A 25,499-nucleotide genomic window follows, 5' to 3' on the forward strand; every position below is an offset into this window, starting at 1 on the left:
TGCGCTCGTAGCGCTCCTTCGGATGCAGGGCCATCCGCTCCAGCGTGCGCAGGTAGATGCCGGCGACGCGGTCCAGCTTCGCCGCGTCCCAGTCCTGTCCGTGGCTGCGCAGCGTGAGCTTCACGTCCTGCGATTCCGGATCCACGCTGAACGTCGTGTCGAGCGGCAGGTCCAGCCACGACGTCTCCCAGTACGGCTCCACCAGCCGCACGCCCGGGATGCCCGTCAGGCCCGCGGAGACGTGGAAGTGGACGAAGTTGAAGAGCGCGTCGAACAGGGGACGGCCGCCCAGTTGCTGCTGGAGCCGCGCCATCGGGTAGCGCCGGTGGGGGGAGAGCGCCTGCTCGCGAGCGAACACCTCGCGGACCAGCTCCACCCAGGTGCCGCCCCCCAGCTCCAGCGCGAAGGGCACGCTGTTGAGGAACAGGCCCAGGACGCGCTCGCCGTCCGTCACCTCCGGGCGTCCGTTCACCACGAAGCCCGACACCACGTGGGACGACCCGTCCAGCACGCCACGCACGCGCAGGTGCGCGGCGAGCAGCACGCTCTTGAGCGGCACCACCGCCTGGTGGGCCAGCGCGCGCAGGCCCTGGGCGACGGAGGCCGTCAGGGGGAACTCGCGGAACAGCAGTTGCCCGGGGCCCTGCGCCGGGGAGCGGGGCGCGACGTTCGACCTCGCGCGCGACACCTGCGCCAACTGCTCGCGCCAGTACCGCTGGGCCGCTTCCGAATCGAGCGTCTGGCGCTCGAGCGCCACGAACTCGCGGTACGCCGCCGCCAGCGGCGGGACGGGCGCCTCCACCCCCTGGCGCGCGGCCAGGGCCTGGGGGAGGAACTCCGCCAGGAGCGAGGCGAAGCTCCAGCCGTCCAGGATGGCGTGGTGGAAGATGACGGAGAGCTGCACCGTCCGTTCCGTTCGCCGGTGGAAGCCGAAGCGGATGAGGGGCGCCTGCTCCCAGGTGAAGGGCCGGGAGCGTTCGCGCTCCAGCCACGCCGTCAGGTGGCGGTCCTGCTCCGCGCGGGAGAGGGCGCTCAGGTCCTCCACGTGCAGCGGCACCTCCACCTCGCGGTGCACGAACTGCAAGGGCACGTCGTAGTGCGCCAGGTCGAACGAGGTCCGCAGCACCGCGTGGCGCATGGCCAGCTCGCGCAGCACGCGCCGCAGCGTCACGGGCTCCAGGTCCACCTCCAGGTGGAAGCTGAACGCGTCGTGGTAGAGCGCGGTCTGCTGGCTGTACTCGCTCTGGAAGAGCATGCCCGCCTGGAGCGTCGCCAGCGGATAGGCGTCCTCCAGGTCCGGGGGCAGCCGTGCGCGGTCGGACTCGGAGAGCAGCGCGAACGGCGCATGAGTGGCCGCGTCCGCCGCGGCCCGCACCTGACCCTGGAGCGCTTCCGACATCGCGCGGACGGTCTGCTTCTCCAGCAGCGTCGCCACCGACAGCTCCAGGCCCCGCTCGCGGCAGCGCGCCACGTACTGGATGGCGCGGATGGAGTCGCCGCCCAGGTCGAAGAAGCTGTCGTCGATGCCCACCCGCGCCACGCCGAGCAGCTCCGCGCCCACGGCGCAGAGGATCTCCTCCGTGGGCGTCCGGGGGGCCTGGTAGTTCGTGCCCAGCTCGGGGCGCTCGCCGTCCGGGGCCGGCAGCGCGCGCCGGTCCACCTTGCCGTTGGCCGTGAGCGGCAGCTCCGCGAGCGTCACCAGCGCCGCCGGCAGCATGTGCGCGGGCAGCTTGTCCGCGAGGAACGCGCGCACCGCGTCGATGGTCAGCGTCCGTCCCTCGGTGGGCACGACGTAGGCCACCAGGGACTTCTCCCCGGCGATCTCCCGCACCATCACCACGGTGTCCTGCACCGCCGGATGCCTGCGCACGGCGGTCTCGATCTCTCCCGGTTCGATGCGGAAGCCGCGGACCTTCACCTGCTGGTCCACGCGGCCGAGGAACTCGAGCGTGCCGTCCCGGCGCATGCGGCACCGGTCGCCGGTGCGATACAGCCGCGCGCCCGGCTTCGTCCCGAACGGATCCGGCACGAAGCGCTCCGCGGTCAGCGCGGGCTGGTGCAGGTAGCCATGCGCCAGGCCGTCTCCCGCGGCGTACAGCTCGCCGGGCGCGCCGATGGGGACCTGCTCCATGGCGGCGTCGAGCACGTAGACCCGCGTGCCCGGGATGGGCCGGCCCAGGGGCACGCCCGCGCGGAGGTCCTCGCGGGGTGGGACCGGGAAGCAGCAGGTGAAGGTGGTGTTCTCCGTGGGGCCATAGCCGTTGATGACCTGGCAGCCCGGGTGCGCCTCCAGCACCCGCGCCACGTGCGGAGGCGACAGCACGTCACCCCCGGCGAGCAACTGCCGCACCGGCGCCAGCGCTCCCAGGTGCGAATCGACGACCTGGTGGAAGAGGCCCGCCGTGAGCCACAGCGTGGTGACGCGCTCACGCGCGATGAGCCCGGAGAGTGCGTCGAGCGACAGCGCCTGGGGCGGCGCGATGATCAGCCGGGCGCCGTTGAGCAGCGCTCCCCAGACCTCGAAGGTGGACGCGTCGAAGGCGAGCGGCGCCAACTGGAGCAGCGTCTCCTCCGGTGACAGGCGCACCCAGCCCGGCTCGCGCACCAGCCGGAGCACGCCGCGGTGCGGGACCGCGACGCCCTTGGGCCGCCCCGTCGAACCGGAGGTGAAGAGGACATAGGCCTCGGACTCCGCGCCCACGCCGTGCTCGGGGGCGTGCACGGGCCTGCGAGCGATCACCGCCGCGTCCGTGTCCACGCACACGAAGGGGATCCACTGCGAGGACAGGCCGTCCGCGATCTCCGACGTCGTCACGATGGCCGCGGGCCGCGTCTCCTCCAGCAGGAAGCCCAGGCGCTCCGGTGGATCGTTCGCGTCCAGCGGCACGTAGGACGCGCCGGCCTTGAGGATGGCCACCAGCGCCACCACCAGGTCCAGCGACCGCTCCAGCGCGAGCGCGACCCGGGCCCCGGGCCCCACGCCCTGCGCGCGCAGGTGGTGGGCCAACTGGTTCGCGCGGCGGTCGAGCCCGCCGTAGTCGAGCGCCTGGCCCTCGAACACGAGCGCCACCGCGCCCGGGGCCTCCGCCACGCGCTGTTCGAAGCACGCCGGGATGGACAGCGCGCGGGGGACTTCGAGCACCGGGCCGCTCCAGGCCGCCAGTTGCTGGAGCTCACCGGGAGGCAGCATGGGCAGCGCGGAGATGCGCTGTCCGGGGGAGGCCACGGCGGCGTGGGCCAGGCGCAGGAAGTGCTGCCACATCCGCTCCATCGCCTCGCCGTCGAGGACGTCGGTGTTGTACTCGGCGACGACCTTCAGCGCGCCTTCCTCCGGCGTGAGGATGAAGAGCAGGTCCCAGCGCGCCAGCCCGTTGCTCTCGCCCTCCATGAGCTCCAGCGAGAGGCCCGGCAGCCGCATCGCGGGCATGGGGGCGTTCTCCAGCACGAGCTTGGCCTGGAAGAGCGGCTGACCGGTGGTGGCGCGCTGATCGCGCAGCTCCTGCACCAACCGTCCGAACGGGGTCTCCTGGTGCTCGTAGGCATCCAGCGCCACCTGCCGCACGCGCGCGAGCAGCTCCCGGAAGGTGGGCTGCCCGGAGAGCCGCGTGCGCAGGACGAGCTGGTTGGTGAAGAAGCCGATGATGCCTTCGAGCGCCTCGTGCTCGCGGCCCGCGATGTCCGTTCCGACGACGATGTCGTCCTGCCCCGTGTGCCGCTGCAACAGGACGTCGAACAGGGCGAGCAGCACCATGAACAGCGTGGCGCCCTCGGCGCGCGCGAGCGCCTCCAGCTCCCCGGTCAGCTTCGCGGGGAGGGTGAAGCGCCGGCCGTCGCCGTGGAAGCGCTCGCCCGGAGGACGCGGGAGATCCGAGCGCAACTGCAACGTGGGGAGCTGGTCCAACTGCTTGCGCCACCAGCCCAGGTTCTCCGCCAGCGTGCCGGACTCCAGCCAGCCGCGGTGCCACGCGGCATAGTCCGCGTACTGGAACGGCAGGTCCGGCAGCGGCGAGGGCTGGCCCTGGCTGAAGGCGCCGTAGACCGCCGCCAGCTCGCGCAGGAACACGCCGCCCGACCAGCCGTCGGAGACGATGTGGTGCAGCGTCAGGCAGAGCACGTGCTCCTGCTCGGCCAGGCGCACGAGCACCGCGCGCAGCAGCGGGCCCTGCTCCAGGTCGAACGGGCGCACCGCCTCCTCGCGCGCCACCCGGCGTGCGCCGGCCTCGGCCTCGTCGCGCGGGCGATCCGACAGGTCCACCACCGGCAGCGCCGGATGGGACGCGGGCTGGATGACCTGCACCGCGTGGCCCTCGTCCTGGCGGAAGACGGTGCGCAGCGCCTCGTGCCGGCGGATGAGCTCGGCCAGGCCCTGCGCCAGCGCCGGCAGGTTCAACGTGCCGTGCATCCGCACCGCGGCGGGCACGTTGTAGAGCGGCGAGCCCGGGGAGAGCTGGTCGGCCAGCCACAGCCGCTCCTGCGCCAGCGACAAGGGCAGGGGACCGGTGCGAGGCAGCGCGGTCAGCGCGGGCACGACGCGGCGGGGCTGGGTGTTCGCGTCGATGTGACGGGCCATCGCGGCCACCGTCGTCACGTCGTTCATGAAGGCGCTGAGGGGCAGCTCCACCCCGAACGCCGTGCGGAGGCGCGCGATCACCTGCGTGGCCATGAGGGAGTGACCCCCCAGGTCGAAGAAGTCGTCGTGGATGCCGACGCGGTCGGTCTTCAGCACCTCCGCCCAGAGCGCGGCCACCCGGTGCTCCGTGTCCGTCGTGGGCGCGGCGAAGGTCCCGTCCTCCGAGGTGCTCTGCGCGCCCGGCGGCGGCAGGGCCTTGCGGTCCAGCTTCCCGTGGGAGGTCAGCGGGAGCACCTCCAGCGGCACGAAGGCCGAGGGGACCATGTAGTCCGGCAACTGGGACTCCAGCGCCTCGCGCAGGCTGCGCGCCACGTCGGACGTGGCCACCACGTAGGCCACCAGGCGGGGATCGCCCGGGTTGTCCTCGCGGAGGATGACCGCCGCGTCGCGCACGCCCGGCCGGGCACGCAGCGCCGCTTCAATCTCCCCCGGTTCGATGCGGTAGCCGCGCAGCTTCACCTGATCATCGACGCGGCCCACGTACTCCAGGCCCCCGTCAGGCAGCCGGCGCACGCGGTCACCCGTGCGGTACAGCCGGCCGCCGGGGACGCGGGAGTAGGGATTCGGCACGAACCGCGCGGCGGTCAGGTCGGGCCGGCCCAGGTAGCCGCGCGCGAGCCCCACGCCCGCGACGCACAGCTCCCCGGGGACACCCACCGGCACGGGCCGCAGCCCCGCGTCCAGCACGTACACCTGCACATGGGCCAGCGGCCGGCCGAGCGTGGGCCGCTCCGGATCCACGTTCGGGTTGAGCGTCGCGCAGACGGTGACCTCCGTGGGGCCGTAGGCGTTGACGAAGCGCAGCCGGTCCGCCCAGCGCAGCGCGAGCTCTGGCGTGCACGCCTCGCCGGCCGTGAGCAGCGTCTGGAGCCCGGTGGCCTGGGATGGATCCAACTGCGCCAGCACGGACGGCGTCAGGGTGACGACGGTGATCTCCTGCTCGCGCAGGGTCTGCTCCAGCGGCGCCCCCGGCATCACGGCGTCCCGGGGGGCCAGCACCAGCGCCGCGCCCGACAGCAGGGGCGGGAAGATGTCCGACACCGCCGCGTCGAAGCTCAGCGCGAAGAACTGCAACAGGCGGCTGCCCACGCCCAGCCGCATCATCGCGGCCGTCTCGCGCGCCGTGTTGCACAGGCCGCGGTGCTGCAGGAGCGTCCCCTTGGGACGGCCCGTCGAACCCGACGTGTAGATGACGTACGCCAGCGAGCCGCTGGTGGCGCCACCCTCCAGGTCCTCGCCGGACTCCCGGGCGCACAAGGACTCCACGTCCTCGATGCACAGCGCACGGTCATCCCGTCCGCCCAGCCGGGGGAGCAGGGCGTGGCGCGTGAGCACCCGCGGCGCGCGCGTGTCGTCCAGGATGAAGCCGAGCCGCTCCGGGTGCTGGGCCGGGTCGAGCGGCACGTACGCGCCGCCCGCCTTCAGGATGGCCAGCAGGCCCACGACCATGTCGAACGAACGTTCGAAGCACAGCCCGACGAGCGTCTCCGGGCCCACGCCCTGTTGCCGCAGCACGCGCGCGAGCCGGTTGGCCCTCGCGTTGAGCTCCCGGTAGGTGAGCGTCTCGTCGCCGAGACAGAGCGCCGTGGCGTCGGGTGTGCGCGCGGCCTGGGCCTCGAAGAGGCGATGCGCGCAGCTCTCGTCCGCCTCTCCCGTGCCGGTCTCCGCCCACTCCACGAGGAGCCGGTGGCGCTCACCGGCCTCCAGCATGTCCAGGCTGTCGAGCGGGGCATCGGGCTGGGACACCGCCGCGGTGAGCAGGCCTCCCAGGTGCGCCACCAACTGGCGCACCGCCGCGACGTCGAACAGGTCCGTGCTGTACTCCAGCCGGCCCCGGAGCCCCGCCGCGCTCTCGGACAGCGCCAGGCGCAGGTCGCCCTGGAGGAAGTGGCTGGGGAGCTCCCACTGCTGGAGGGTGAGGCCCGGCAGCGGCTGCGTGGCGAGCGGATCCGGAACGATGGCCAGCACGTGCTGGAACAGCGGCGAGGCGCCCGGGTGGCGCACCGGCCGCAGCGCCTGCACCAGCTTCTCGAACGGCAGGTCCTGGTGCGCGTAGGCCCGCAGCGTCACGTCGTGCACGCGCGCGAGCAGCTCCCGGAAGGAGGCCAAGCCCGACAGCCGCGTGCGCAGCACCAGCGTGTTGACGAAGAAGCCGATGAGGTCCCGCGCCTCCGGCCGGTCGCGGCCATGGACGGGCGTGCCCACGACGATGTCGTCCTGCCCCGAGTAGCGGCCGAGCAGCAGTTGATAGGCCGCCAGCAGGACGACGAAGGGCGACACGCCCTGCTCCCGCGCGAGCCCCTTCATCCGCTCCAGGAGTTCGGCGGAGAGGCCCACCTCCACGCTGGCGGCGCGGTGCGTGGACGTGGACGGCCGGGGCTGCGCCACGGCCAGGTCCAGGACCTCGGGAGCGCCCTCCAGCTCGCCGCGCCAGAAGCCGAGCAGCGTCTCCAGCTCGGGGCCCTGGAGCAGCTCCCGCTGCCACGCGCCGTGGTCGGAGTAGCGCAGCGTCAGCTCCGGCAGGGTGGCAGGGCGGCCCTCGGCGTGCGCCGGGTAGAGCACCGCCAGCTCCCGGACGAGCACCTCCATGGACACGCCGTCCGCGATGATGTGGTGCATCGTGAGCACCAGCACGTGCTCGTGTTCTCCGGTCCGGAGCAGGACCGCGCGCAGGAGCGGCCCCGTGCCCAGGTGGAAGCCCTGGAGCGCCTCCGCGTCGGCGCGGCGCTGGAGCTCCCGCTCACGCGCGGGCGCGGACAACGCGCGCAGGTCCGCGGTGCCGAGCGTGAAGGACGCCTCCGGAGAGATGCGCACCACGGCCGCGCCCTCCGCCTCCGCCGCGTGGAAGGTGGTCCGCAGGGTCTCGTGGCGGCGCACGACGTCCTGGAACGCGCGCTCCAGCGCGGCCGGCTCCAGGGGGCCCTGGAACCGCACGGCCGCGGTGATGTTGTACAGCGCGCTCCCGGGCTCCAACTGCTCCAGGAACCACAGCCGCTCCTGGCCGGGGGACAGGCGCGGCGGCGTGTCGTCCGCCCGGCGCGCGATGGGCGCGGGCAGGGGGCTCGCGGACCGGCGGCGCTCGTGGATCAGGACCGCCAGCTCGTGGAGCGTGGGCCCCCGGAGCAGCTCCTCCATGCGCACGGCGACGCCCGCGCCGGTCTCCAGCGCGTGCCCCAGCTCGATGGCGCCGAGCGAGTCGAAGCCGAAGCGGGTGATCGGCAGATCCCCGTCGAGCGCGCCCGACGCGAGGCGCAGGCTCCGGGCCATCGCCCCCCGCAGCCACGCCGTGGTGTCGGCGAGTGACGCGTCCGGTGCCAGCAGGGCAGGGGCGGACGGCGCCGGGGTGGCCGCGGTCACGGCCTCCTCGCGCCACGCCGTCACCACGGGCAGCTCATGGGCGAGGAACGCCGCGCGGGTGCCGCTGCGCTGGATCTTGCCGCTGGACGTCTTGGGGATGCTCCCGGGCTCGATCAGCACCAGGGCGTGGAGGGGCACCTCGTGCAGCTCCGCGAGCCGCTGGCGGACCCGCGCGGTCACCTCGTCGGGATCCGTCATGCGGCGCGGATCCACCTCCTGGACCACGACGAGCCGCTCCTCGCCGTCCACGTCCACGGCGAACGCGGCGGTGCAGCCCGGACGCAGCGCCGGGTGGCTCTGCTCCACCGTCTGCTCCAGGTCCTGCGGGTAGACGTTGCGCCCCCGGAGGATGATCAGGTCCTTGAGCCGGCCGGAGACGAACAGCTCCCCGTCCGCCAGGAAGCCCAGGTCCCCCGTGCGCAGGTACACCGTGTCGCCGCCGCCCGCCACGCGGCCGTGGAACGCGCGGGCCGTCTCCTCCGGGCGCTCCCAGTAGCCCCGGGCGACGCTCGGACCGTGGACCCAGATCTCCCCCACGCGGCCCGGCGCGCACGGCTCGCACGTCGCGGGATCCACGATGCGGATCTCCTGGTCGGGCAGGTTCCCGCCGGAGCCCACCAGCAGCGGACCGCTGGCATCCTCCCGGGCCTCGCCCCGCGAGAGCGCGCCGGAGTCGAAGGGACGGTGGACGGGGAACACGCCCTTCTTGCCGCCGGAGACGATGAGCGTCGCCTCCGCCAGGCCGTAGCACGCGTAGAGCGACTCCGGCCGGAAGCCCGAGGGCGCGAACGCGTCCGTGAACCGCGCGAGCGTCTCCGGACGGATGGGCTCCGCGCCGCAGAACGCGACCTCCCAGCTCCGCAGGTCGAGCGCCGCGCGCTCCTCCGGCGTGCTCTTGCGCACGCACAGATCGAACGCGAAGTTCGGACCGCCGCTGATGGTGCCCTTGAACCGGGACACCGCCTCCAGCCACTTCATGGGGCGCCGCAGGAAGTCCAGCGGCGACATCAGCGCGACGGGGAACCCCGCGTACAGCGGCTGGAGGATGCCGCCGATGAGCCCCATGTCGTGGTACGGCGGCAGCCAGATGACGCCCGTGGAGTCCTGGCGGCTCTCGAACGCGTGGGAGATGAGCCCCAGGTTGTGCAGCAGGTTGCCGTGGCTGAGCATCACGCCCTTGGGCGTGCCCGTGGAGCCGGACGTGTACTGGAGGAACGCCAGCGCGTCGCTCGCCACGTCCGCGGGCCGCCAGTCCTGCCCCGTCTCCTCCGGCAGCTCGTCCGTGGCCACCCAGTGCAGCGCCTTCAGCTCCGGCGCCTGTTCGAACAGCATCTCCGCGAACGACGCGATGAACGACGTGGTGAGCACCACCGTCGCGCGCGCGTCCTCGATGATGGAGCGCAGCCGCGGAAGCGTCCGGCCCAGCCGCATCGGATCCGGCGGATAGGCCGGGACCGCGATCCGCCGCGCATAGAGGCACCCGAAGAACCCCGCGATGTACTGGAGCCCCGGCGGATACAGCAGCACCACCCGCGCCCCCGCCGGGCTCACCGCCTCCAGCGCCGCGCCAATGCGCCGCGCCCAGCGGTCCATCTCCCCCCGCGACATCGTGACTTCAGAGCCGTCTTCCTCCAGGAACGTGTAGAGCGGCGCCTCCGCGCGTGCTTCCGCCCGCTGCCGCAGCAGCGCGACGAGTGACGGAGTAGCACTGCAATCCACGTGAAGTTTGACAGACATGTTTTTCACGATTTATTGGTAGGTATGGAGTACGACGGAGCCCGGGTCCGGGGGCGGTCCAGGGCCGTGGCGTGACCGTCCGCGCTCCCACGGGGAGGGAGGCGGACGGCCCGCGAAGGCATGGGCGAAGGTGTTCCCGGGCACCCGACGGGGACGGGTGACCGGGGTGGAGCGTCGCGGGCCAGCGGCCCTTGTGACGTGAGACGGGACTGCCTACTGGGCCGACACGACCTGCTGCGTGAGCGCCGGGTCAGCGAGGATGTCCGCTTCGTTGAAGAGGACGGTGCGCCACTGCTTCTGGGAGAAGCGCTGGGTCTGGTCCGTGAAGTAGGGCGAGGCCGGGTCGCCGGACTGGCCGTAGGTGAGCAGGGCGCGCGCGTCCACGCCGGTCGCGGTGTACGCCAGCGCCAGGATGAAGCTGGAGCCGTTGCTGACGACGTAGCCGTTGGTGCTCAGGCCCGTCTCCCCGTTGAGCACCGTGCCCCGCGCGGGGACGGGGTCGACGAGCGAGGACTGGAGCGTGCCGGAGATGGCGACGTTGGCCACGCCGTCGCGGTTGTGCCCGCCGTGGATGGGGATGCGCAGGCCGGCGCGCGGCGCGAACTGCACGGTGCCCAGCGGCGCGTCCACGGCGATCTTCGCGGTGCCCAGCAGCGTCACGGCCTGCGCCAGCTTCACGAGCGCCGGGTCCTCACCCTGCGCGGGCGCGGGCGTGAGCGTGCTCGGCGTGGTGAAGGGGGCGTTCAGGTCGAAGGCCGTGTCGAAGAGGGTGCCCTTGTTGAGCAACTGGTTCACCGGATACGTCCCGATGAACTCGCGCCACAGCACCGCGCCCACGCTGTCCGTGTCGAAGCGGCCGTTCCACGCGGCCAGCACCGCGCAGGCCTGGGTGAGGTCCACCGTCTTGCCCTGGTACGTGGCGGACGGCGTGCGCTGGCAGCGCTCCACCAGTTGCGGGCGCAGCAGCTCCGCCACCGAGCTGCGGTTGTTGAGGATGGCCGCCTGGAGCTCCTCGAGCGTGAACTTGCCGTCCGCGCCGGAGGCGCCGTCCGCCGACTGCTCGGTCAGCATCACCAGGTTCATGCGCGAGCGCGGCTGCTGGCTGCGGCGCGCGGGGCCGTGCAGCGGGGAGTAGCCCTCCAGCGGCTGCGCCGGGTTGGTGAGCCAGTAGCTGTCGTTGGCGTTGTAGGTGAAGTCGCGGCGCGCCAACTGCGGCACCTGGGCGAAGGGCACCAGGCCGGGGCTGCGGGCGCCGGGGGCCTCCACCCACGCGTTGACGGAGGTGCTGCCGTCCAGCAGCACCAGGTTGAGGTTGCGGAAGAACAGCGTCGCCACCGGATCCGCGCCGGAGATGGCCTGCTGCCACGCATCCAGCGCCGCGGTGCTGAGGTTGGGCGTGGCCGCGGCGTCCGTGTACCAGGCGTTGCCGTCGCGGTCCGTGGCCAGGGTGTTGACCCAGGGGATGCCCTGCACGGTGGCGAAGGCGTCCTTGAACTCCTGCAGGTTCCTGGCCCGGTTCATCGCGTGGAACTGGGCCAGCAGGACGGTGTTCTCCAGGTTCGCGTCCCGGTAGGTGTACGCCACCTGCGCCGTCCAGTCCGTCACGCCCGGGATGGCGAGCATGGGCCCGAAGTGGCTGCTGTAGAGCGTGCGCGAGACGTTCGTCAGCGAGCCGTCCGGCAGCCGCACCAGGATGGTGTGCGTGCGCGAAACCATCTCGCGCTCCTGGCCGTCGTACGTGTAGTGCGTCGGCTTGCCCGGCACGAGCTTCAGCCGGTACAGCGTCATCCGCTGGCCGGCGGACACCGTGTGCGTCCACGCGACGTTGTCGTTGAAGCCGATGAGCACCCCGGGCACGCCCACCAGGGACGCGCCGTAGACGTTCATCACGTCCGGCACGGTGAGGTGGCTCTCCCACAGCCGCAGCTCACCCTGCCAGGGGAAGTGCGGGTTGGCCACGAGCATGCCGTGGCCGGTGGCGGAGCGCTCCGCGCCAATGGCCCAGCCGTTGCTGCCCAGGTCGTGGTCGCGAAGCTGCTGGAAGGCCTGCGGCGGCGGCACGTCGATGTGCTGCCCGCCGGTGACCGTGGGCGGCTGGGCGTTGGTCACCGCCGCGACGAACTGGTAGCTGCTCGAAAGCAGCGCCAGGCTGATGTGGTACGCCATCAGGTCCACGTCGTCGATGGGCCTCACCCACGCGGCGTTGGCGCAGGCCGCGGGGCGGGCGGCGGGCTCCACCTGGGACAGGTAGTGGTTGTAGCCGGCGACGTAGCCCTGGATCATCGCCCGCACGTCCTCGGGCAGCGCCGGCAGCGCGTCCTTCGCGCGCGCGTGGACGCCCAGCGCGAGGTAGCCGAAGTCGCTCGCCACGTTCGCGTTGCCGGCGCCCGGGCCCAGGAACCGGGCCCGCTCGCTGCGCACCTTGAGGATCTGATCCGCCAGCGTGCACACGTTGTCCTGGGCGAACGCGTAGCCCTGGCCGAAGGCCGCGCTGCCCAGGGTCTTCGCCGTGATGTGCGGGACGCCGTTGCCCGAGCGCCGGATCGTCGCCTCGTAGCGGGGCGCCGGCTCCGGCGCGGGCGGCGACTCCGGCTCGTCATCGTCGCAGGCGGACGCACCCAGCAGCAGCGCGAGCGCGAGCGCACGATGCCTCCAGGGGCCGCGACGTGGGGAGTGCGAAGGTGCTGCGAAAGAAGGCCTCGGAGAGCGGGCAGGGGGCATCGCGCGCGGAGGATAGGAAAAGCTGATTCACAAGGTCAAATTGACCAGCCGTGATTCTGAGCCATTCCTTTGGAACTGAATTAACTTGTTATCCGAGACAAATAGGATGTGACGCGTCGGCCTGCGACAGGGGCTCAGGCGACCTGTGGGTGGACGTCGTCACCGGGGGCCTTGGGGGGGTGTCCCCAGAGCGCGGCGGGCGGCTCGGCGAAGCCGTCCGGCACGGCGTGGATGCCGTAGACGCACTCGTGCGGCGAGCCGCCCTCCAGCTCCAGCAGCCGCTCACAGCTCCCGGCGTCCAGGTCCACCACGTAGAGGGCCGCGGGCCGCTGGCTGCCCACGAGGAAGCGGTTGCCGCCGAACGGCGCGAGCCCCCGGACGAAGGGCGGGTCGCCGGGGATTTGCACGTGCTTCGTCCAACTCCCGTCACACGCTTGTTGCACGAGCCGGTTGCCGTGGGTGTCGTTGTAGACGAGCGTGTCCGCGTGCCGCAGCAGGTTGTGGTTGGGCCGCATGATGCCGTCCTGGCGGGCCACGACGCGCGCGGGCCCCTGGTCCGGCAGCAGCACGCCCACCCACGAGGACGTGGTGAAGCTGGAGGCCATGAAGCGCAGCGCGAAGAGGCTGGAGGGCCGCGCCGCCTGCTCCTTCTTCCCCAGGCGCCGCTGCAGCGCGCCGGGCAGGTCGAACCACCACTGGATGCGCCGCGAGGCGCGCGAGGGCACGAAGCCGAAGGACAACAGCAGCCCCTCCGGACAGCGCGCCACGCTGTTGACGTGGACGAAGTCGAACGCGGCGGGCAGCTTGCGCGGATCCCGGTAGTCGTCGCACGGCTCGCCTTTCAGCGCGTCCAGCAGGTTCAGCTCCCGGGCCAGCGCCGTGTCCTCCCGCCAGCTCCAGGTGCGCAGGACGGCGCCGTCCCAGCCCAGCTTCATCACCACGTCCGACGCGCTGGCCGTGACCCAGACGCCATCCGGCTCCACCAGGATGTCGTGCACCTGCCCGAGCAGCGGATGTGTCAGCTCCCCCACCTGCCTCCACGCGCGGTCGAAGACATAGAGGCGGTCCGTCACCGACACCACGATGCGCTCCCCATCCCCGCTGATGCCCCGGGCGCCGCGCAGCCCGCCGCGAGGGTTGGGATCGAACGCGCGAAACGGCGACTCGGGGATGGGCCACGTCGCCAGCACGCGCCGCTCCTTCGCGCTGACGAGCCGCACGGAGCCGCTGTGCGCGCCTGGCTCGGTGATCCGGATGATGCTGCTGACCAGGAGGCGCGTGTCGTTCATGTCGAAGGTGGGCGGGCCGCCGGGCCCTGACGGAGGAGGTGCGCTCTTATAGGCGATTTCGGGAAGAGGTTTTCTTTCTTGTATTGCCTGCCTCTCGTTGACCGCGCGAGTTGCGTCATGGAACCATCCCGGCCCCTTCACAGGTGAAAGGCAGGTCGCAGCGTGAATCCCGGGATTGATCTCGCATCGCAGGTGTCCTCGCTGGCGGCCCGCTTCCAGGGCTTCCTTCGGATGGAGCCCTCCGCCGCGAACCCCGCCATCCTCGGGTGGATCCAGGAAGTGGAGACCCTGAGCGGGATGCTGACGGACGGGGCCGTGGCCCGGCTGGGGCCGCACGCCGCCTCGGTGGACAACCTGAAGCTCACGGTGCGCACCGCGCTCACGCGGCTGCTGGACTTCAACTGGGTCAGCCCGGAGGTGAAGACGGCGGTGCACGGGTATCTGGAGCGCAACCCGGCGGCGCGGCAGGTGGGCAAGTACCGCTTCTCCTCGGACTGGATGTCCAACTGCGAGGCCGAGTGGCGCGAGACGCTCGCCCCGCTGATGGGCGCCCCCGGCGTGCGCGCGCTGGAGATCGGCAGCTTCGAGGGGCGCTCCTCGCTCTGGCTGCTGGAGAACGTGCTCACGCACCCCACCTCCCGGCTGACCTGCGTGGACCTGTTCCAGGGTGACGCGGCGAAGCGGTTCGACGAGAACCTGGCGGCGAGCGGCGCGGCCGACCGCGTGGAGAAGCGCGCGGGCCTGTCCGGCGTCGTCCTGCGGCAGCTCCCGCCGGAGCCCGTGTACGACTACATCTACGTGGACGGCTCGCACGAGGCGTATGACACGCTGGAGGACGCGGTGCTGTGCTTCCGGCTGCTCAAGCCGGGCGGCATCATGACCTTCGACGACTACGGCATGGCCACCGCGCAGCTCGCGAACTACGACAGCATCGACCGGCCGGACATCGGCATCGACGCGTTCGTCTCCGCCGCCGCGCGCCACCTGAAGGTGGTGCGCAAGGGCTTCCAGCTCACCGTGCGGAAGCAGCCGGCGTAGGCGCGGCGGTCCGGCCCCCGGGCGCCTGGAGCAACTGCTCGATGGCGTCCGCGGCCGAGGCGTTGCGCTCGCTGTCATGGAAGCGCTCGCGCAGCGGCTCCATGGCCTTGCGCCACCGGGGGTCCCCCACCAGCGCGTCCAGGTGCCGCAGCATCTGGGACGCGTCCAGTGTCTTGGGCGGGCAGTGGACGCCCAGGCCGCGCAGCTCCACCTGGCGCGCCACCGCCGGCTGGTCGAACGCGAGCGGGACGACCACCATGGGCACGCCGAAGTAGATGCACTCCTTCACGGTGTTGAAGCCGCCGTGGGTGATGGCCACGGCGGCGCGCTCCAGCAACTGGAGCAGCGGGGCGTGCTTCACCGCCACCACGTTGGAGAGCGCGTCGAAGCGCTGCGTCTCGTGGGTCGGGTTCACCGCGAAGACGAACTGCCATTGGGGCCGGGCCCGGGCGACCTCGAACATGGCGTCCAGCACCCGCGTCTCCAGGGCGCGGCTGTAGCCGCCCATGCCTCCCAGGGAGAAGAGGACGAGCGGTTTGTCCGAGGCCAGGCGCTCCCAGGGGAAGTCGGACGGAGGGCGATCCAGGTCCACGCTGGGCCCCACGTAGAGGTACGTGGAGTCCACGCTGCCGGAGGGCTCGGCGAACTCGCGCGGGGCGAGGATGAGCTCCGGGATGCCCCGCACGAGGATGGGCTCGGGCTCCGTGGCCAGCTCCTCCACCGGGTAGCCGTAGCGCTGGGCGATCCGCGCGTTGCGCTTGCGCATCGCGGGCGCCACCCCCAGCAGCTCCATCACGGACAGCAGCGTGTGGACGCCCACGGCGCGCACCCGGCGCGGGAGGGCGGTGGCGGGACGGGCGAGGAACGGGTGGACCAGTTCGCGCGGGATGGTGACGTTGAAGAAGACGGCGGGCACCTGGCGGCTGCGCGCCACCATGGCGGGATAGGGCAGCATGGAGTCGCACACGACGACGTCCGGCCGCGTGCGCTCGAAGAGGTCGTCCAGCGCGCCGTCGCCAATGGCCTTCAGCGCGTCATCCACCCGCCGCGAGTACTGGCGCAGCTTGCGCACGTGCTCCAGGAAGCCGCGGGCCCCGAAGGCGTGGAAGCTGCCCTCGGGGAACTGCGCCTCCAGCACGGGGAAGAACTCGAACCCGGCGCGCAGCACCAGCTCCCGGGCATCCACGGGGCCCGCGTACACCACGTGGTGGCCGCGCTCGCGCAGGGCCCGGGCGGCCTTGAGCGTGGGGTTGACGTGGCCGTGGCTGGGGTAGGGGGCGATGAGGACGTTCGCCATGGCAGGAGGCCGCGTCAGTCCGGCAGGGAGGTGTTGCTCGCGATGGCTTCGTCCGCGGCGCGGGAGAGCTTCTCGAACACCGCCTTCGTCTGCTGGAAGCGGGCGGCCCAGGGGGCGTTGGGCAGGAAGCCGAGCCGGCCGAAGAAGGCGTGGAAGCGGGCCTGGAACGCGGCCTTCTCCGCCTCGGGGGCGTCGTTCTGGATGACCATCAGGGCCAGGAAGTAGAGGCCGAAGAACCAGAACATCGACTCGCGGTGGCGCCCGGCGTCGATCATCTCCCGCGTGCCTTCCAGGTAGGCGCCCCGCAGGTGCGCGCGGAGCTTGAAGCCGTAGGGCACGTCGCCCTTCTTCACCTCCACGGCGCGGTCGAAGGCCCTCATGAAGTCCGCGAGGTAGCCCTCCACCTCCTGCCGGGACAGGTCCGCGCAGCCCAGGAGCGCCAGGCACTCCTCGTGGAGCGCCGCGTGGCCCTGCCGCTCCAGCAGCTCCCCCGACAGGACGTAGCACTGGCGGACGGTGATGGGCTTCAGGTGGGACAGCGCCACGAGCCCCGACAGGTACACCATGGCGGCGTGGAAGTTCAGGAGCATCCGGGGGATGGCCCCGGCGCCGGCGTCCTGCAGGGCCTGCTCCAGGTGGCCCAGGACGGCGCGCCGGTGGGAGTCACAGCGGGCCTTCACCCAGGTGCGGCGGGGGAACTCCCGGGCCACCTGTTCGTGCAGCGTCTGGAAGGCGCCGGTGGGGTCCGCGAGGATGCGGCCCTCGCGCACGTTGTCCGCGTGCTCCGGGTTGGAGACGACGGCCTCGAACTTCTGGAACAGCGCCGCGTCCAGCACGGAGCACTCGACGATGACGCCCTTGTGGAGCATCTCCAGGCGCGACGCCCGGGCCTGCTCCGCGTCGCTCGTGGCGATGACGAGGTCCACGTCACGCCACGCGCTGAAGGGCGTGTCCAGCGGGAGCGACGCCATGCGCCCCGCCACGTAGGCCCCCACGAAGCCGGGGATCCGGCTGCCTTCGGTGTCCACCCAGTGCTTCGCGTGCTCGAGCGCGTCCCGGACGATCATGGTGTCTGGCTCCGATGCCTCGGGGTTACAGGGCTTCGGAGGGCCTGTCAACGCAAGTCGCTGATACATGGGAGTGACGGATTATCAAGACATCCCGGCTCGCGGGGCGCGGTCGCGATTCGAGCTGCGATGTGGTGGGCGCGGGCGTAGTGGCTGAGCCAGACCTTCGGGACTTTCGTACCTGGGGGATAAGGCGCGTTTCCGTGCGTTACACTGGAGTGCAGGGGCCTTCGCGTCAGTGGGCCAGGGGGTTGGACAATGCGCGTTGAAGTCCTGCTCGGGTGCGTGGTCCTCCTCTTCACCGGCTGCGCATCCGTGCCGCACGCGTCCGGAAGGACGCTGAGTTACACGTCCTCCACGGCCACGGACTCTCCTGGGGCGTGGGCACGTCCCGTTCGCACGGAGGCCAAGGCGGACGTCTGGGATCGGCTGCTGACGAACGCGGGCCTGGAAGCGCGGGACGAGCGCCCTCTGGGAGGGGGGCTGAAGCCCGCGCAGGCCGCGCGTCTGCTGGAGGTGCTGCTGGGAAAGCCCGTCACGTTGAGCACCTTCCCGCCTCGCATGGCCGTGGGCTTCATCCTGCGCGAGGTGATGGAGGGAGGCGAAGTCACGCGGCAGGAGCTGTTGCGGCGGGTGGAGCGTTTCTCCCGGGAGCAGATCGCGGTGCTGCGACCGGATGGCGCTCTGGCGTGGGCCCTCACCGGGCGCACACAGCAGAAGGTGGCGACGGTCGAGTGGAAGGACGGCGCCTTCCGAGCGCATGGCTTCGAGCTGGGCCGCTTCTACAGCGGCAAGGGGGGTGTCTTCCGGACTGTGGACGCGCGGCTTCAGGCCTCGGATTGGCGCCCGCTGGCCGAGGTGTACGACGACGCGGATGTCATCAACCGCACCCTGGATGGAGCGGAAGATGCGTTCGTGGAGCTGTACCACGCGCTGGGCCAACTGCTGACGCGCCCCGTGGACAGCATCGCAGGGCTGAGCAACCTGCCAGCGGGTGTAGCAGCGCTCATCACTTCGTCGCCCATGTACTGGGAGCGCTTCCAGTCCATGACCCGTGGCGAGCAGATCCGTGAAGTGTCGCGGCTGACGACGGGCCTGATCATGACAGGGGGCGCGGCTTCAGCCACGACGCGGACGCTGAAAGGGATGGCGCTGGGCGCGGAGGCCACTGCGCCGGTGCTCTCGCTGTCGGCGGAGGGCGCGCTGGCGTTGGAGCGCGTCGCGGTGCCTGCAGGGCGCGCGGCGGCTGCGCTGAGCGGCGGACCCGGTGCGGCCGTCATCCTCCAGCGGGCGAACACGACCGGCAAAGGCGCGGCTCCGTCCAAGGGCCCCGGACAGTGGGCGCCCGCCAACGAGTCGATGTCTCCGCGAGCCAGGGGCTACCAGGAGCAGGTCACAGGGCACACTGCGGATGAGGCGTATTGGGTCGGTGGTACGAGCACGAAGGTTGGAGGCGTCAAGTTCGATGGGTTCAGGGACGGCGTGCTACTGGACGCCAAGGGGCCCGGATACGCTGCGTTCTTCGAGGACAATCTCGCTCCCAAGGAATGGTTCAGGCTTTCGGGCAAGGCCCGGGAACTCGTGAATCAAGGCCAACGACAGGTCGACATCGTCCGTGGAATGGGCATTCGGATTGAATGGCACGTAGCCGAAAAGCATGCGGCAGACTCCATTCGGAAATTGCTAGAGAACAACAATGTGACGGAGATCATCGTCATCCCCACGCGAGTGCGCACATTGAACCCTTGAGAGCTGCACTTCATGACGAACTACGCTGAATCCGGGACCTATCCAGAGACGTACTACGTTGGGGCCTACTGGGGGCCACGACGAGAGTCTCCCGAGGAGTGCGCTCAGCGAGCGGCAACCTTTCTCAACCTCCTGGCCGCGTGCGACCCGTTACTGGCGAACTGGAACAAGATTCCCAAGCCGCGCGGTAAGGGGCGCAAGACGCCCCTCATGCCTCCCGACCTGCCCACCCTGACGGAAGCGTTTCGGCGTGGCGTCAACCGCGAGCCAGGTGGGCCGCCCTTCGAGCACCTGGGGCTGACGGTCAGCGCATACAACGATGGCACTCGTCAGGACTTCATGGCCGTGGATATGACCTGTGGAGGGTACGCACAGGGCAACTCCAACGTGTGTGTCCTGTCACTCCCGTCGAAAGGGGAGAGCGCGGAGCGCCTGCTCACGGCCTCCATGCTGACGGCCGTGATGCGCAGCATGGCGCTGGCCTGGGAGCCCGACTGGGCCGTGGCCATGTCCGATGCGTATCGGGAGATGGACGGCAGGCAGGGCAAGGACGACCCGTGGCTCGGCTGGGTGACGTACCTCCCCAGTCACCGGGGCAAGGTGCCGCCATTGCCTGCCCCCGTGCGCATCGAGCCCGTGGAGGACCGAGGCTCGTTGATCATCCTGACTCCAGAGCGATTCACCGTGGCCAACCCCGAGCACCTCGAACTGGCGCGGCGGGTGCGCGAACTGCTGGCCCGGGCGGGACTCATGAGATCCGCGGCGTCCTGAAAGGGGACGCGCGCCCGAAGAGGCGGAAGAGGACCGGCACGACGAGCATGTTGAGGAAGGTGGAGGACAGCAGCCCTCCCAGGATGACCACGCCCATGGGGGCCTGGATCTCGTTGCCTGCTTCGCCTCCCGCGATGACCAGCGGCACCAGGGCCAGCCCCGCGCACAGCGCCGTCATCAGCACGGGCGCCAGACGCTCCAGCGAGCCCTGCACCACGGCCTCCGCGAGCCCCTTCCGCTCCACGGTCATCAGGTGCTCGTAGTGGCTCACCATGAGGATGCCGTTGCGCGTGGCGATTCCAAACAACGTGATGAACCCCACCAGTGACGCCACGCTCACCACGCCGGAGGTGAGCGCCACCGCCAGCACCCCGCCGATCAGCGCCAACGGCAGGTTGATGAGCGTGAGCAGGGCGTTGCGCACGGAGCCGAAGGCCACGACGAGCAGCATGAAGACGCCGACCACCACGCCCACGCTCAACCAGCCGATGGTGCGCGTGGCGGCCTCCGCGCTCTCGAACTGTCCCCCGTAGTCCACGTAATAGCCCGTGGGCATCGGCACCTCGCGCGTGATGCGGGCGCGCAGCTCCTCCACCACCGTGGACAGGTCGCGCCCCGCCACGTTGGCCTGCACCACCATCTTGCGCTGGACGCCCTCGCGGCTGATGGTGTTGGGGCCTGTCTCCCGCGTGAGGCTCGCCAGCATCTTCAACGGGATCCGGTGGCCCGTGGGCGTGTCGATGGGGGTCGCCGCGATGGCGTCCAGATCCTCTCGGGAGGCGTCATCCAGGCGCACCGCGATGTCCACCACGCGCTGGCCTTCCAGCACGGTGCCGACAGTCTCTCCGGCGAAGGCGCGCTCCACCGCTTCGGCCACCTCTCCTGAAGTGAGTCCGTAGCGGGCCACCGTGTCGCGGTCCGCGCGGATCCCAATCTGGGGGATGTCCACCTACTGCTCGATGGCCACGTCCACCGCCCCCGCCGTGGTCTCCGCCACCTTCTTCACCTGCTCGGCCAGCGTGCGCAGTTGGTCGAGGTCATCGCCGTACACCTTCAACGCGATGTTGGCGCGGGTCCCCGACAGCATGTGGTCGATGCGATGGCTGAGCGGCTGGCCGATGGTGACGATGACACCCGGGACCTGCGTCAGCGCCTTGCGAAGGGCCTCCAGGAGCTGTTCCTTGCTTCGCGTTCCCCGGGACAAGTCCAGCCCCACGTCCAGCTCCGCCGCGTTGACGTCCTGGGCGTGCTCGTCCAGCTCCGCGCGCCCCGTGCGCCGGGAGGTGGAGGTGACCTCGGGGAAGGACAACAGCACCTCCTCCACGCGCCGGCCCAGCCGGTCACTCTCCTGGAGGGACGTTCCCGGCAACGTCACGACGTTGAGCGTGAGCGTGCCCTCGTTGAACTCGGGGAGGAACGCGCGCCCCAGGAACGGCACGACGGCGAGCGTGGCCACCAGCGCCAGCCCCGCCCCCGCGAGGATGGCCCGGGGATGTACGCGAGCCCCAGCGGAGCCAGCATCCGCCCCTCCAGCCCTGACAGGAAGAAGAGCGGCAGGAAGACGAGGATGATGATCAACGTGGCGAAGACGATGGAGTGACGGACCTCGATGGAGGCCCGGTAGATGACCTCCAACATGGGCTGCCGCTGGTCCTCCGGCAGGTGCGCGTTCTCCCGCAGACGGGCCTGTTCAACGCCGCTGCCGTGAAGATCTGCCGCAGGCGCCCGGATCCAATGCTGTGTCCCATTGGATCTGGCAGCCGCGCGCAGAGAGCACCCCTGCGCGAGTGTTGGCGATGCTAGCGTGCCCATCTGGGAGGTCACGCATCCTTGCTCCAACCTTTCAGATTGGCCCTTGCGCTTGCGCTCGCGTGGGGAGCTGTGGCGCACGCCGAGCCATCACCTGGGGGCCGTGTCAGACGGGAACGGCCTGTCACCGTCGCGGGTACCGCGGGTGAACCCCTGCCCGTGGTCCACATCGCCCAGGACTCACCGACGCTGCTCTTGTTCCCCGCTCCGATTCAGCGGAAGTCCCTCACCTTCGATGAGTCGCGGATCCGCGTCCTGGATGCGGGGGAACGGTCGGTCATCGTCCAGGCCGTGTCCGACCTCCGGAAGGACGAGCAGCAGGAGATGGGGGTCTTCTTCGTTGACGGCAGGGCACCCGCGCGGGCCGCCTTCGTGCTTGTGACCGACCCGGCGGAAGTGGACACGCGGATCGATGTGCAGCGACCGGAGGCGCCGAATACGGCCTGCCAGCCCATCCAAGCCCCGGCGCCGAAGCCTGAAGACTTCGTGCTGCTCGGCTACGTGGACAATGAAGGGGTCACGACGTCCATAAGCCAAGGACAACGGCCTATGCAGGGGCTTGCGTTGGAGTGGCTCACGGCTTTTCGGGGCGCGGGTTGGATTCTGGCGGACATGAAGATCGTGAACCACTCCAACCAATCCGCATGGTCACCCCAAGACGCGATGTTCCTGGGGCGTGTGGGCGTGCCCCTGCGGGCGCGACTCGTGACAACGAAGCCGGGGCCTATTGCTCCAGGCGAGGGCAGGCGCGTGCTTGCGGTCGTGGAAGTGCCAAAGACGGAAGCGGACCTCATCTTCACCCTGGAAGTGCGCGGGGATGATGGGCGTCGTTTCACGATTCCGGGCGTGCGTTTCCCGAAGCCCACCGCAGGAGATGCCCGATGAGCGCGACGTTGCTCAACCCTCCTCCGGGTTCCTTGATTGACGGGTGGCAGGTGGCCAAACCCCTGGGGGCCGGAGGTTTTGCCCGCGTCTTCCTGGGGGAAAAGAGCGGTCGGCACCGTGCCATCAAGCTGGCTCAACACCGGGAGGCCAGCGGCGACTTCAAGCAGACCCATGCTCGGACGCTGCGGGAGTTGACGGTGCTGCTCATGCTGGAGCACCCCAACATCGTCCGACCGCAGGGGCATGGCTTCGCGGAGAGCGGCAACCTCTATCTCGCGCTCGACTACGTAGACGGTTGGACGCTCGCGGAGTGGGCCGAAAGAAAGCATCCGACCGTGCGCGAAGTCCTCGGCGTCTTCGAGAAGCTCGCGGGTGCGCTGGCTTACATGCACGGCCGGAGCATCCTGCATCGGGACCTGAAGCTGTCCAACGTGCTCATCCGTAAGAGCGACGGCGAGCCCGTCATCATCGACTTCAGTTGCGCGACCTATACGCTCGCCAAAGACCTGACGGACGGGGGCTTGCCTCCGGGCACGGACCGCTACCGCGCGCCCGAGCAGTTCCAGTTCCTGCGCGAGCACAAGGACGAGCAGCGAGCCCGCTACGCCTTCCAGGTCGCCGACGAAATCTTCGCGGTCGGCGTCATGCTCCACGAGTTGCTGACGGACCCGCGACCGACGGAGTTCCGTCCACGCTTCGATTTGAACAATGCGGCCTTTCCTCCGCCGTCGCCTCGCTCGGCGAATGCGCGGGTTCCAGAGGCGGTGAGCGACCTCATTGAGAGCATGCTGGCCCAGGATCCCAAACGGCGTCCGGTGGATACCGAGGCGTTGCGCCGCGAGTTGGCGGAACTCCGGGCTGACCCCAGCGCTGAATACGACGTGCCGGGGCATCCGCCATCGGAACAGCGTCACGGAGTGGTGGCCCCCACGGTACTGGCGTCGCCCTCTGCCCCCCGGTCCCTCAAGCGACACGTCGCCCGGGTTGAGCGCCCGCGAGGCCGGGGCCGGTGGCGTGCGATTTTCGCTGGCGTTGTCGCGATTGTCGTTGTCGCGCTCCTTTGGCGCGCCTCGATGGTCGTCTCCTGGGCCCCTGTCGAGCCGCGCGTGGCCTCGGGTGAGCGCTCTTCCGTCGCTGCTCGTTCCGCACCGCCCGAGACAACCCCTCCTGCTATGTCCACCCCCAGCCCCTCGCCCATGACGACCCCGGGGCCCTCAATCGCCGCTGCTTCGAAGGAAGGTTCAATCGTGAAGACCCCGCAGACTGAAACGCCGCCCCCGGGCCGCACACCTCGCATGACGAAGAGGGCCGTTGCCGCCGTCGAGTGCGCGTCGCTGTCGCTCGCCGCCGCTCTGATGGCGGGTTGCCCCGGGGCCCAGATCCGGCCCGAGTCCTTCACCTGTCCGGCAGGCGCGGAAGAGGCAATGCGGGAGCAGCTTCACTGGACATACAGCGACATCTTCTCCATCCGACTCGACGACCGCCAACCAGAAGAAGAGGTGTGGTTCACCGCTGGCGCGGAGGTCGTGGGGGCGGTCCCGAAAGGACATGGCTCCGATAGACAACAGGCGGTCGCCCCGCCTGGGACGCGCTTTTACGGCAAGGCCTATTACCTCTCCGACAAGATGGGGCGTGCGGATGGGCCGGCGCTCGTCGTCCGGTATGACCGCGTGAAGCTTCCGGGGCAGGACGAGTACCCCATTTGCGTCGTGGCGGAGATGAGGGCCACGGGGTTCAAGGACGGCAAGGTGGAGGCGTTCAACCGCAGTGGCGGTCGTGTCGTGCGCCGCTGGCCCTGACCGGATCGGGGACGTATTGGGTAGGTGTTCGATTGGGGCCCCTTCTCCGCAAGCGCGACATGACCTCCCAGGGTCGTTCCGTTTCTTCCCATCCCACGGGTAACGTCCCCGTGACGCGTTGGTTTGAATGCCTGCGCGAGTGGAGGAAAGCGCATGTCGGCAAGTGAGTTCAGGCTTCCACGCGGGGCCATTCTCTTCACGCGGGACGGCTTCCAGTACGAGTTCCGCGAAGACCTGGGAGAGGTCCACCACGGGTTGAGCCTCCTGTTGGCCCGGCGCCGCACTCCCGAGGGCAGCATCCGAGGCAAGGTGCTGCTCAAGGCGGTCGGCGTTCCGAATCTGACGGAGCTGCCCCGCGTCAGGCGTGCGCGGACGAAGCTGGAAGAGCAGGTGCGCCTCGCGACGTACCTCGACCATCCGGCCATTCTTCGCGTCCACGGGCTGCACAAGGCGGAAGGGTGCTGGTACGTCATCACCGAGCATCCGTCAGGCCACAGCATCAGCAACCTGCTGACGCTCGCCGGGGAGTGCGGTCGCCGGTTCTCGCCCCTCTTCGCGCTCCATGTCGGGGCTCGCGTCGCGGAGGCCCTGGAGCATGCCCACGATGCGCAGGATGAGCGGGGGCGCCCCCTCAACATCGTCCATCGGGCGCTCGACGTGGAGAACCTCTTCGTCGATTGGAACGGCGATGTGCGGATCTCCGACTTCGGGCTCACCCTGTCGGACCTGCCAGGCCGCGTTTCGTCCACGGTGCGTCGGCCGCAGGGGGATGCCTTCTACTCGTCCCCGGAAATGCTCCTGACAGGCCGCGTGGATTCGCGTTCAGACCTCTTCGCCCTGGGCAATGTCCTGCTTGAACTCGCGACGGGGAAGAACATCCTCGATGCCCCGGATGACTTGACCGAAGAGGCGAAGAGCGCGCTTTCGGTCCGGCAACGCAGGCGCGTTCGGCATGCCATCAAGCGGGCTCAGCTTGCGGGTAGCCCGCCGATGGTGGCGGATGCCATCTGGCGCGCGGCGACCTACACACAGGCGGACCTGGAGGCATTGACGGAGCCGCTTCCGCAGGGGTTGCGCGTGACGCTGCGCAAGCTCCTCCAACCCCGCCCCGACGCCCGCTACCAGACGGCGTGCGAGCTGGCGGCGGACCTGCGACGGTGGCTTGGAGAGGGAGCCGCCTACGGCAGGAAGGAAGCAGTGGCGGAGCTGCACGAGATGGCGAAGCGATCCCGCGAAGTGATGATCGAACTGGGCATGCGGCGCCCTCGGGGCCCCCAGGTGTCCCAGGACGAGATCAGCACGAACTAGCCTCCCGGATGCCCCGGCGCATGTGCCCCCGGTGTGCCCCTC

The 25,499-nt window shown here is 70.5% G+C and carries 12 protein-coding genes and 1 pseudogene (1 of these 13 cut by a window edge); 6 read left to right on the forward strand and 7 right to left on the reverse strand.

Annotation, left to right across the window (positions count from 1 at the left end; all coding sequences use genetic code 11):
• The 3 genes from K8556_RS01455 to K8556_RS01465 all read right to left on the reverse strand — a co-directional run.
• Positions 1–9,724 carry the 5' portion of a non-ribosomal peptide synthase/polyketide synthase gene (locus K8556_RS01455; protein WP_223738229.1) on the reverse strand. It extends 8,279 nt beyond the left edge of the window, so the window shows 9,724 of its 18,003 coding nt (coding positions 1–9,724); it begins with the start codon at positions 9,722–9,724; its stop codon lies beyond the left edge, outside the window.
• Positions 9,725–9,937: 213 nt separating this feature from the next.
• Complete coding sequence (locus tag K8556_RS01460) at positions 9,938–12,445, reverse strand: acylase (protein ID WP_223738230.1); 2,508 nt, start codon at positions 12,443–12,445, stop codon at positions 9,938–9,940.
• Between the two features lie 134 nt (positions 12,446–12,579).
• Positions 12,580–13,734: a YncE family protein gene (locus K8556_RS01465; protein ID WP_223738231.1), complete on the reverse strand. Its 1,155-nt coding sequence runs from the start codon at positions 13,732–13,734 to the stop codon at positions 12,580–12,582.
• A 162-nt stretch (positions 13,735–13,896) separates the two neighbouring features.
• On the opposite strand from K8556_RS01465, the gene K8556_RS01470 reads away from it, so the two are divergent.
• Positions 13,897–14,772: a class I SAM-dependent methyltransferase gene (locus tag K8556_RS01470; protein ID WP_223738232.1), complete on the forward strand. Its 876-nt coding sequence runs from the start codon at positions 13,897–13,899 to the stop codon at positions 14,770–14,772.
• Here the strand turns inward: K8556_RS01470 and K8556_RS01475 are convergent.
• Positions 14,747–16,069, reverse strand: a complete 1,323-nt coding sequence (locus K8556_RS01475; RefSeq protein ID WP_223738233.1) for a glycosyltransferase — start codon at positions 16,067–16,069, stop codon at positions 14,747–14,749. The genes K8556_RS01470 and K8556_RS01475 overlap by 26 nt on opposite strands.
• Before the next feature lie 14 nt (positions 16,070–16,083).
• Entirely contained in the window at positions 16,084–17,136 is a 1,053-nt protein-coding gene (locus K8556_RS01480) for a hypothetical protein (protein WP_223738234.1), read from the reverse strand.
• Positions 17,137–17,394: 258 nt separating this feature from the next.
• On the opposite strand from K8556_RS01480, the gene K8556_RS39375 reads away from it, so the two are divergent.
• The gene (locus K8556_RS39375; RefSeq protein ID WP_223738235.1) at positions 17,395–18,885 is read left to right on the forward strand and encodes a Tox-REase-5 domain-containing protein; all 1,491 of its coding nucleotides are present in this window, start codon (positions 17,395–17,397) and stop codon (positions 18,883–18,885) included.
• Positions 18,886–18,897: 12 nt separating this feature from the next.
• Positions 18,898–19,656: an immunity 52 family protein gene (locus tag K8556_RS01490; RefSeq protein ID WP_370639873.1), complete on the forward strand. Its 759-nt coding sequence runs from the start codon at positions 18,898–18,900 to the stop codon at positions 19,654–19,656.
• Here the strand turns inward: K8556_RS01490 and K8556_RS01495 are convergent.
• Both K8556_RS01495 and K8556_RS39655 read right to left on the reverse strand, forming a co-directional pair.
• Positions 19,634–21,112: pseudogene (locus K8556_RS01495) on the reverse strand (efflux RND transporter permease subunit). The gene K8556_RS01490 and the pseudogene K8556_RS01495 sit on opposite strands and share 23 nt — an antisense overlap.
• Positions 21,028–21,468 (reverse strand): efflux RND transporter permease subunit, encoded by a 441-nt coding sequence (locus K8556_RS39655; RefSeq protein ID WP_223738389.1) that lies wholly within the window; start codon positions 21,466–21,468, stop codon positions 21,028–21,030. Before K8556_RS39655 ends, K8556_RS01495 begins: the two are co-directional and overlap by 85 nt.
• Before the next feature lie 18 nt (positions 21,469–21,486).
• Between K8556_RS39655 and K8556_RS01505 the strand changes: the two genes are divergently transcribed.
• The 3 genes from K8556_RS01505 to K8556_RS01515 all read left to right on the forward strand — a co-directional run bounded on the left by K8556_RS01505 (position 21,487) and on the right by K8556_RS01515 (position 25,457).
• The gene (locus K8556_RS01505; RefSeq protein WP_223738237.1) at positions 21,487–22,350 is read left to right on the forward strand and encodes a DUF2381 family protein; all 864 of its coding nucleotides are present in this window, start codon (positions 21,487–21,489) and stop codon (positions 22,348–22,350) included.
• Positions 22,347–24,149 (forward strand): serine/threonine-protein kinase, encoded by a 1,803-nt coding sequence (locus K8556_RS01510; protein WP_223738238.1) that lies wholly within the window; start codon positions 22,347–22,349, stop codon positions 24,147–24,149. Before K8556_RS01505 ends, K8556_RS01510 begins: the two co-directional genes overlap by 4 nt.
• A 153-nt stretch (positions 24,150–24,302) precedes the next feature.
• Positions 24,303–25,457, forward strand: coding sequence for a protein kinase (locus tag K8556_RS01515; RefSeq protein WP_223738239.1), 1,155 nt, complete (start codon positions 24,303–24,305; stop codon positions 25,455–25,457).
• Positions 25,458–25,499: the final 42 nt, after the last annotated feature.

It is taken from the genome of Corallococcus sp. AS-1-12, assembly GCF_020036995.1.
Taxonomy (GTDB): Bacteria; Myxococcota; Myxococcia; order Myxococcales; family Myxococcaceae; genus Corallococcus.

Bases quoted from the DNA above. Each gene is read 5' to 3' on its own strand.
- K8556_RS01465 (WP_223738231.1), bottom strand. From the start codon at position 13,734: ATGAACGACACGCGCCTCCTGGTCAGCAGCATCATCCGGATCACCGAG.
- K8556_RS39375 (WP_223738235.1), top strand. From the start codon at position 17,395: ATGCGCGTTGAAGTCCTGCTCGGGTGCGTGGTCCTCCTCTTCACCGGC.
- K8556_RS01460 (WP_223738230.1), bottom strand. From the start codon at position 12,445: ATGCCCCCTGCCCGCTCTCCGAGGCCTTCTTTCGCAGCACCTTCGCAC.
- K8556_RS01490 (WP_370639873.1), top strand. From the start codon at position 18,898: ATGACGAACTACGCTGAATCCGGGACCTATCCAGAGACGTACTACGTT.
- K8556_RS01515 (WP_223738239.1), top strand. From the start codon at position 24,303: ATGTCGGCAAGTGAGTTCAGGCTTCCACGCGGGGCCATTCTCTTCACG.
- K8556_RS01510 (WP_223738238.1), top strand. From the start codon at position 22,347: ATGAGCGCGACGTTGCTCAACCCTCCTCCGGGTTCCTTGATTGACGGG.
- K8556_RS01480 (WP_223738234.1), bottom strand. From the start codon at position 17,136: ATGATCGTCCGGGACGCGCTCGAGCACGCGAAGCACTGGGTGGACACC.
- K8556_RS39655 (WP_223738389.1), bottom strand. From the start codon at position 21,468: ATGGGCACGCTAGCATCGCCAACACTCGCGCAGGGGTGCTCTCTGCGC.
- K8556_RS01475 (WP_223738233.1), bottom strand. From the start codon at position 16,069: ATGGCGAACGTCCTCATCGCCCCCTACCCCAGCCACGGCCACGTCAAC.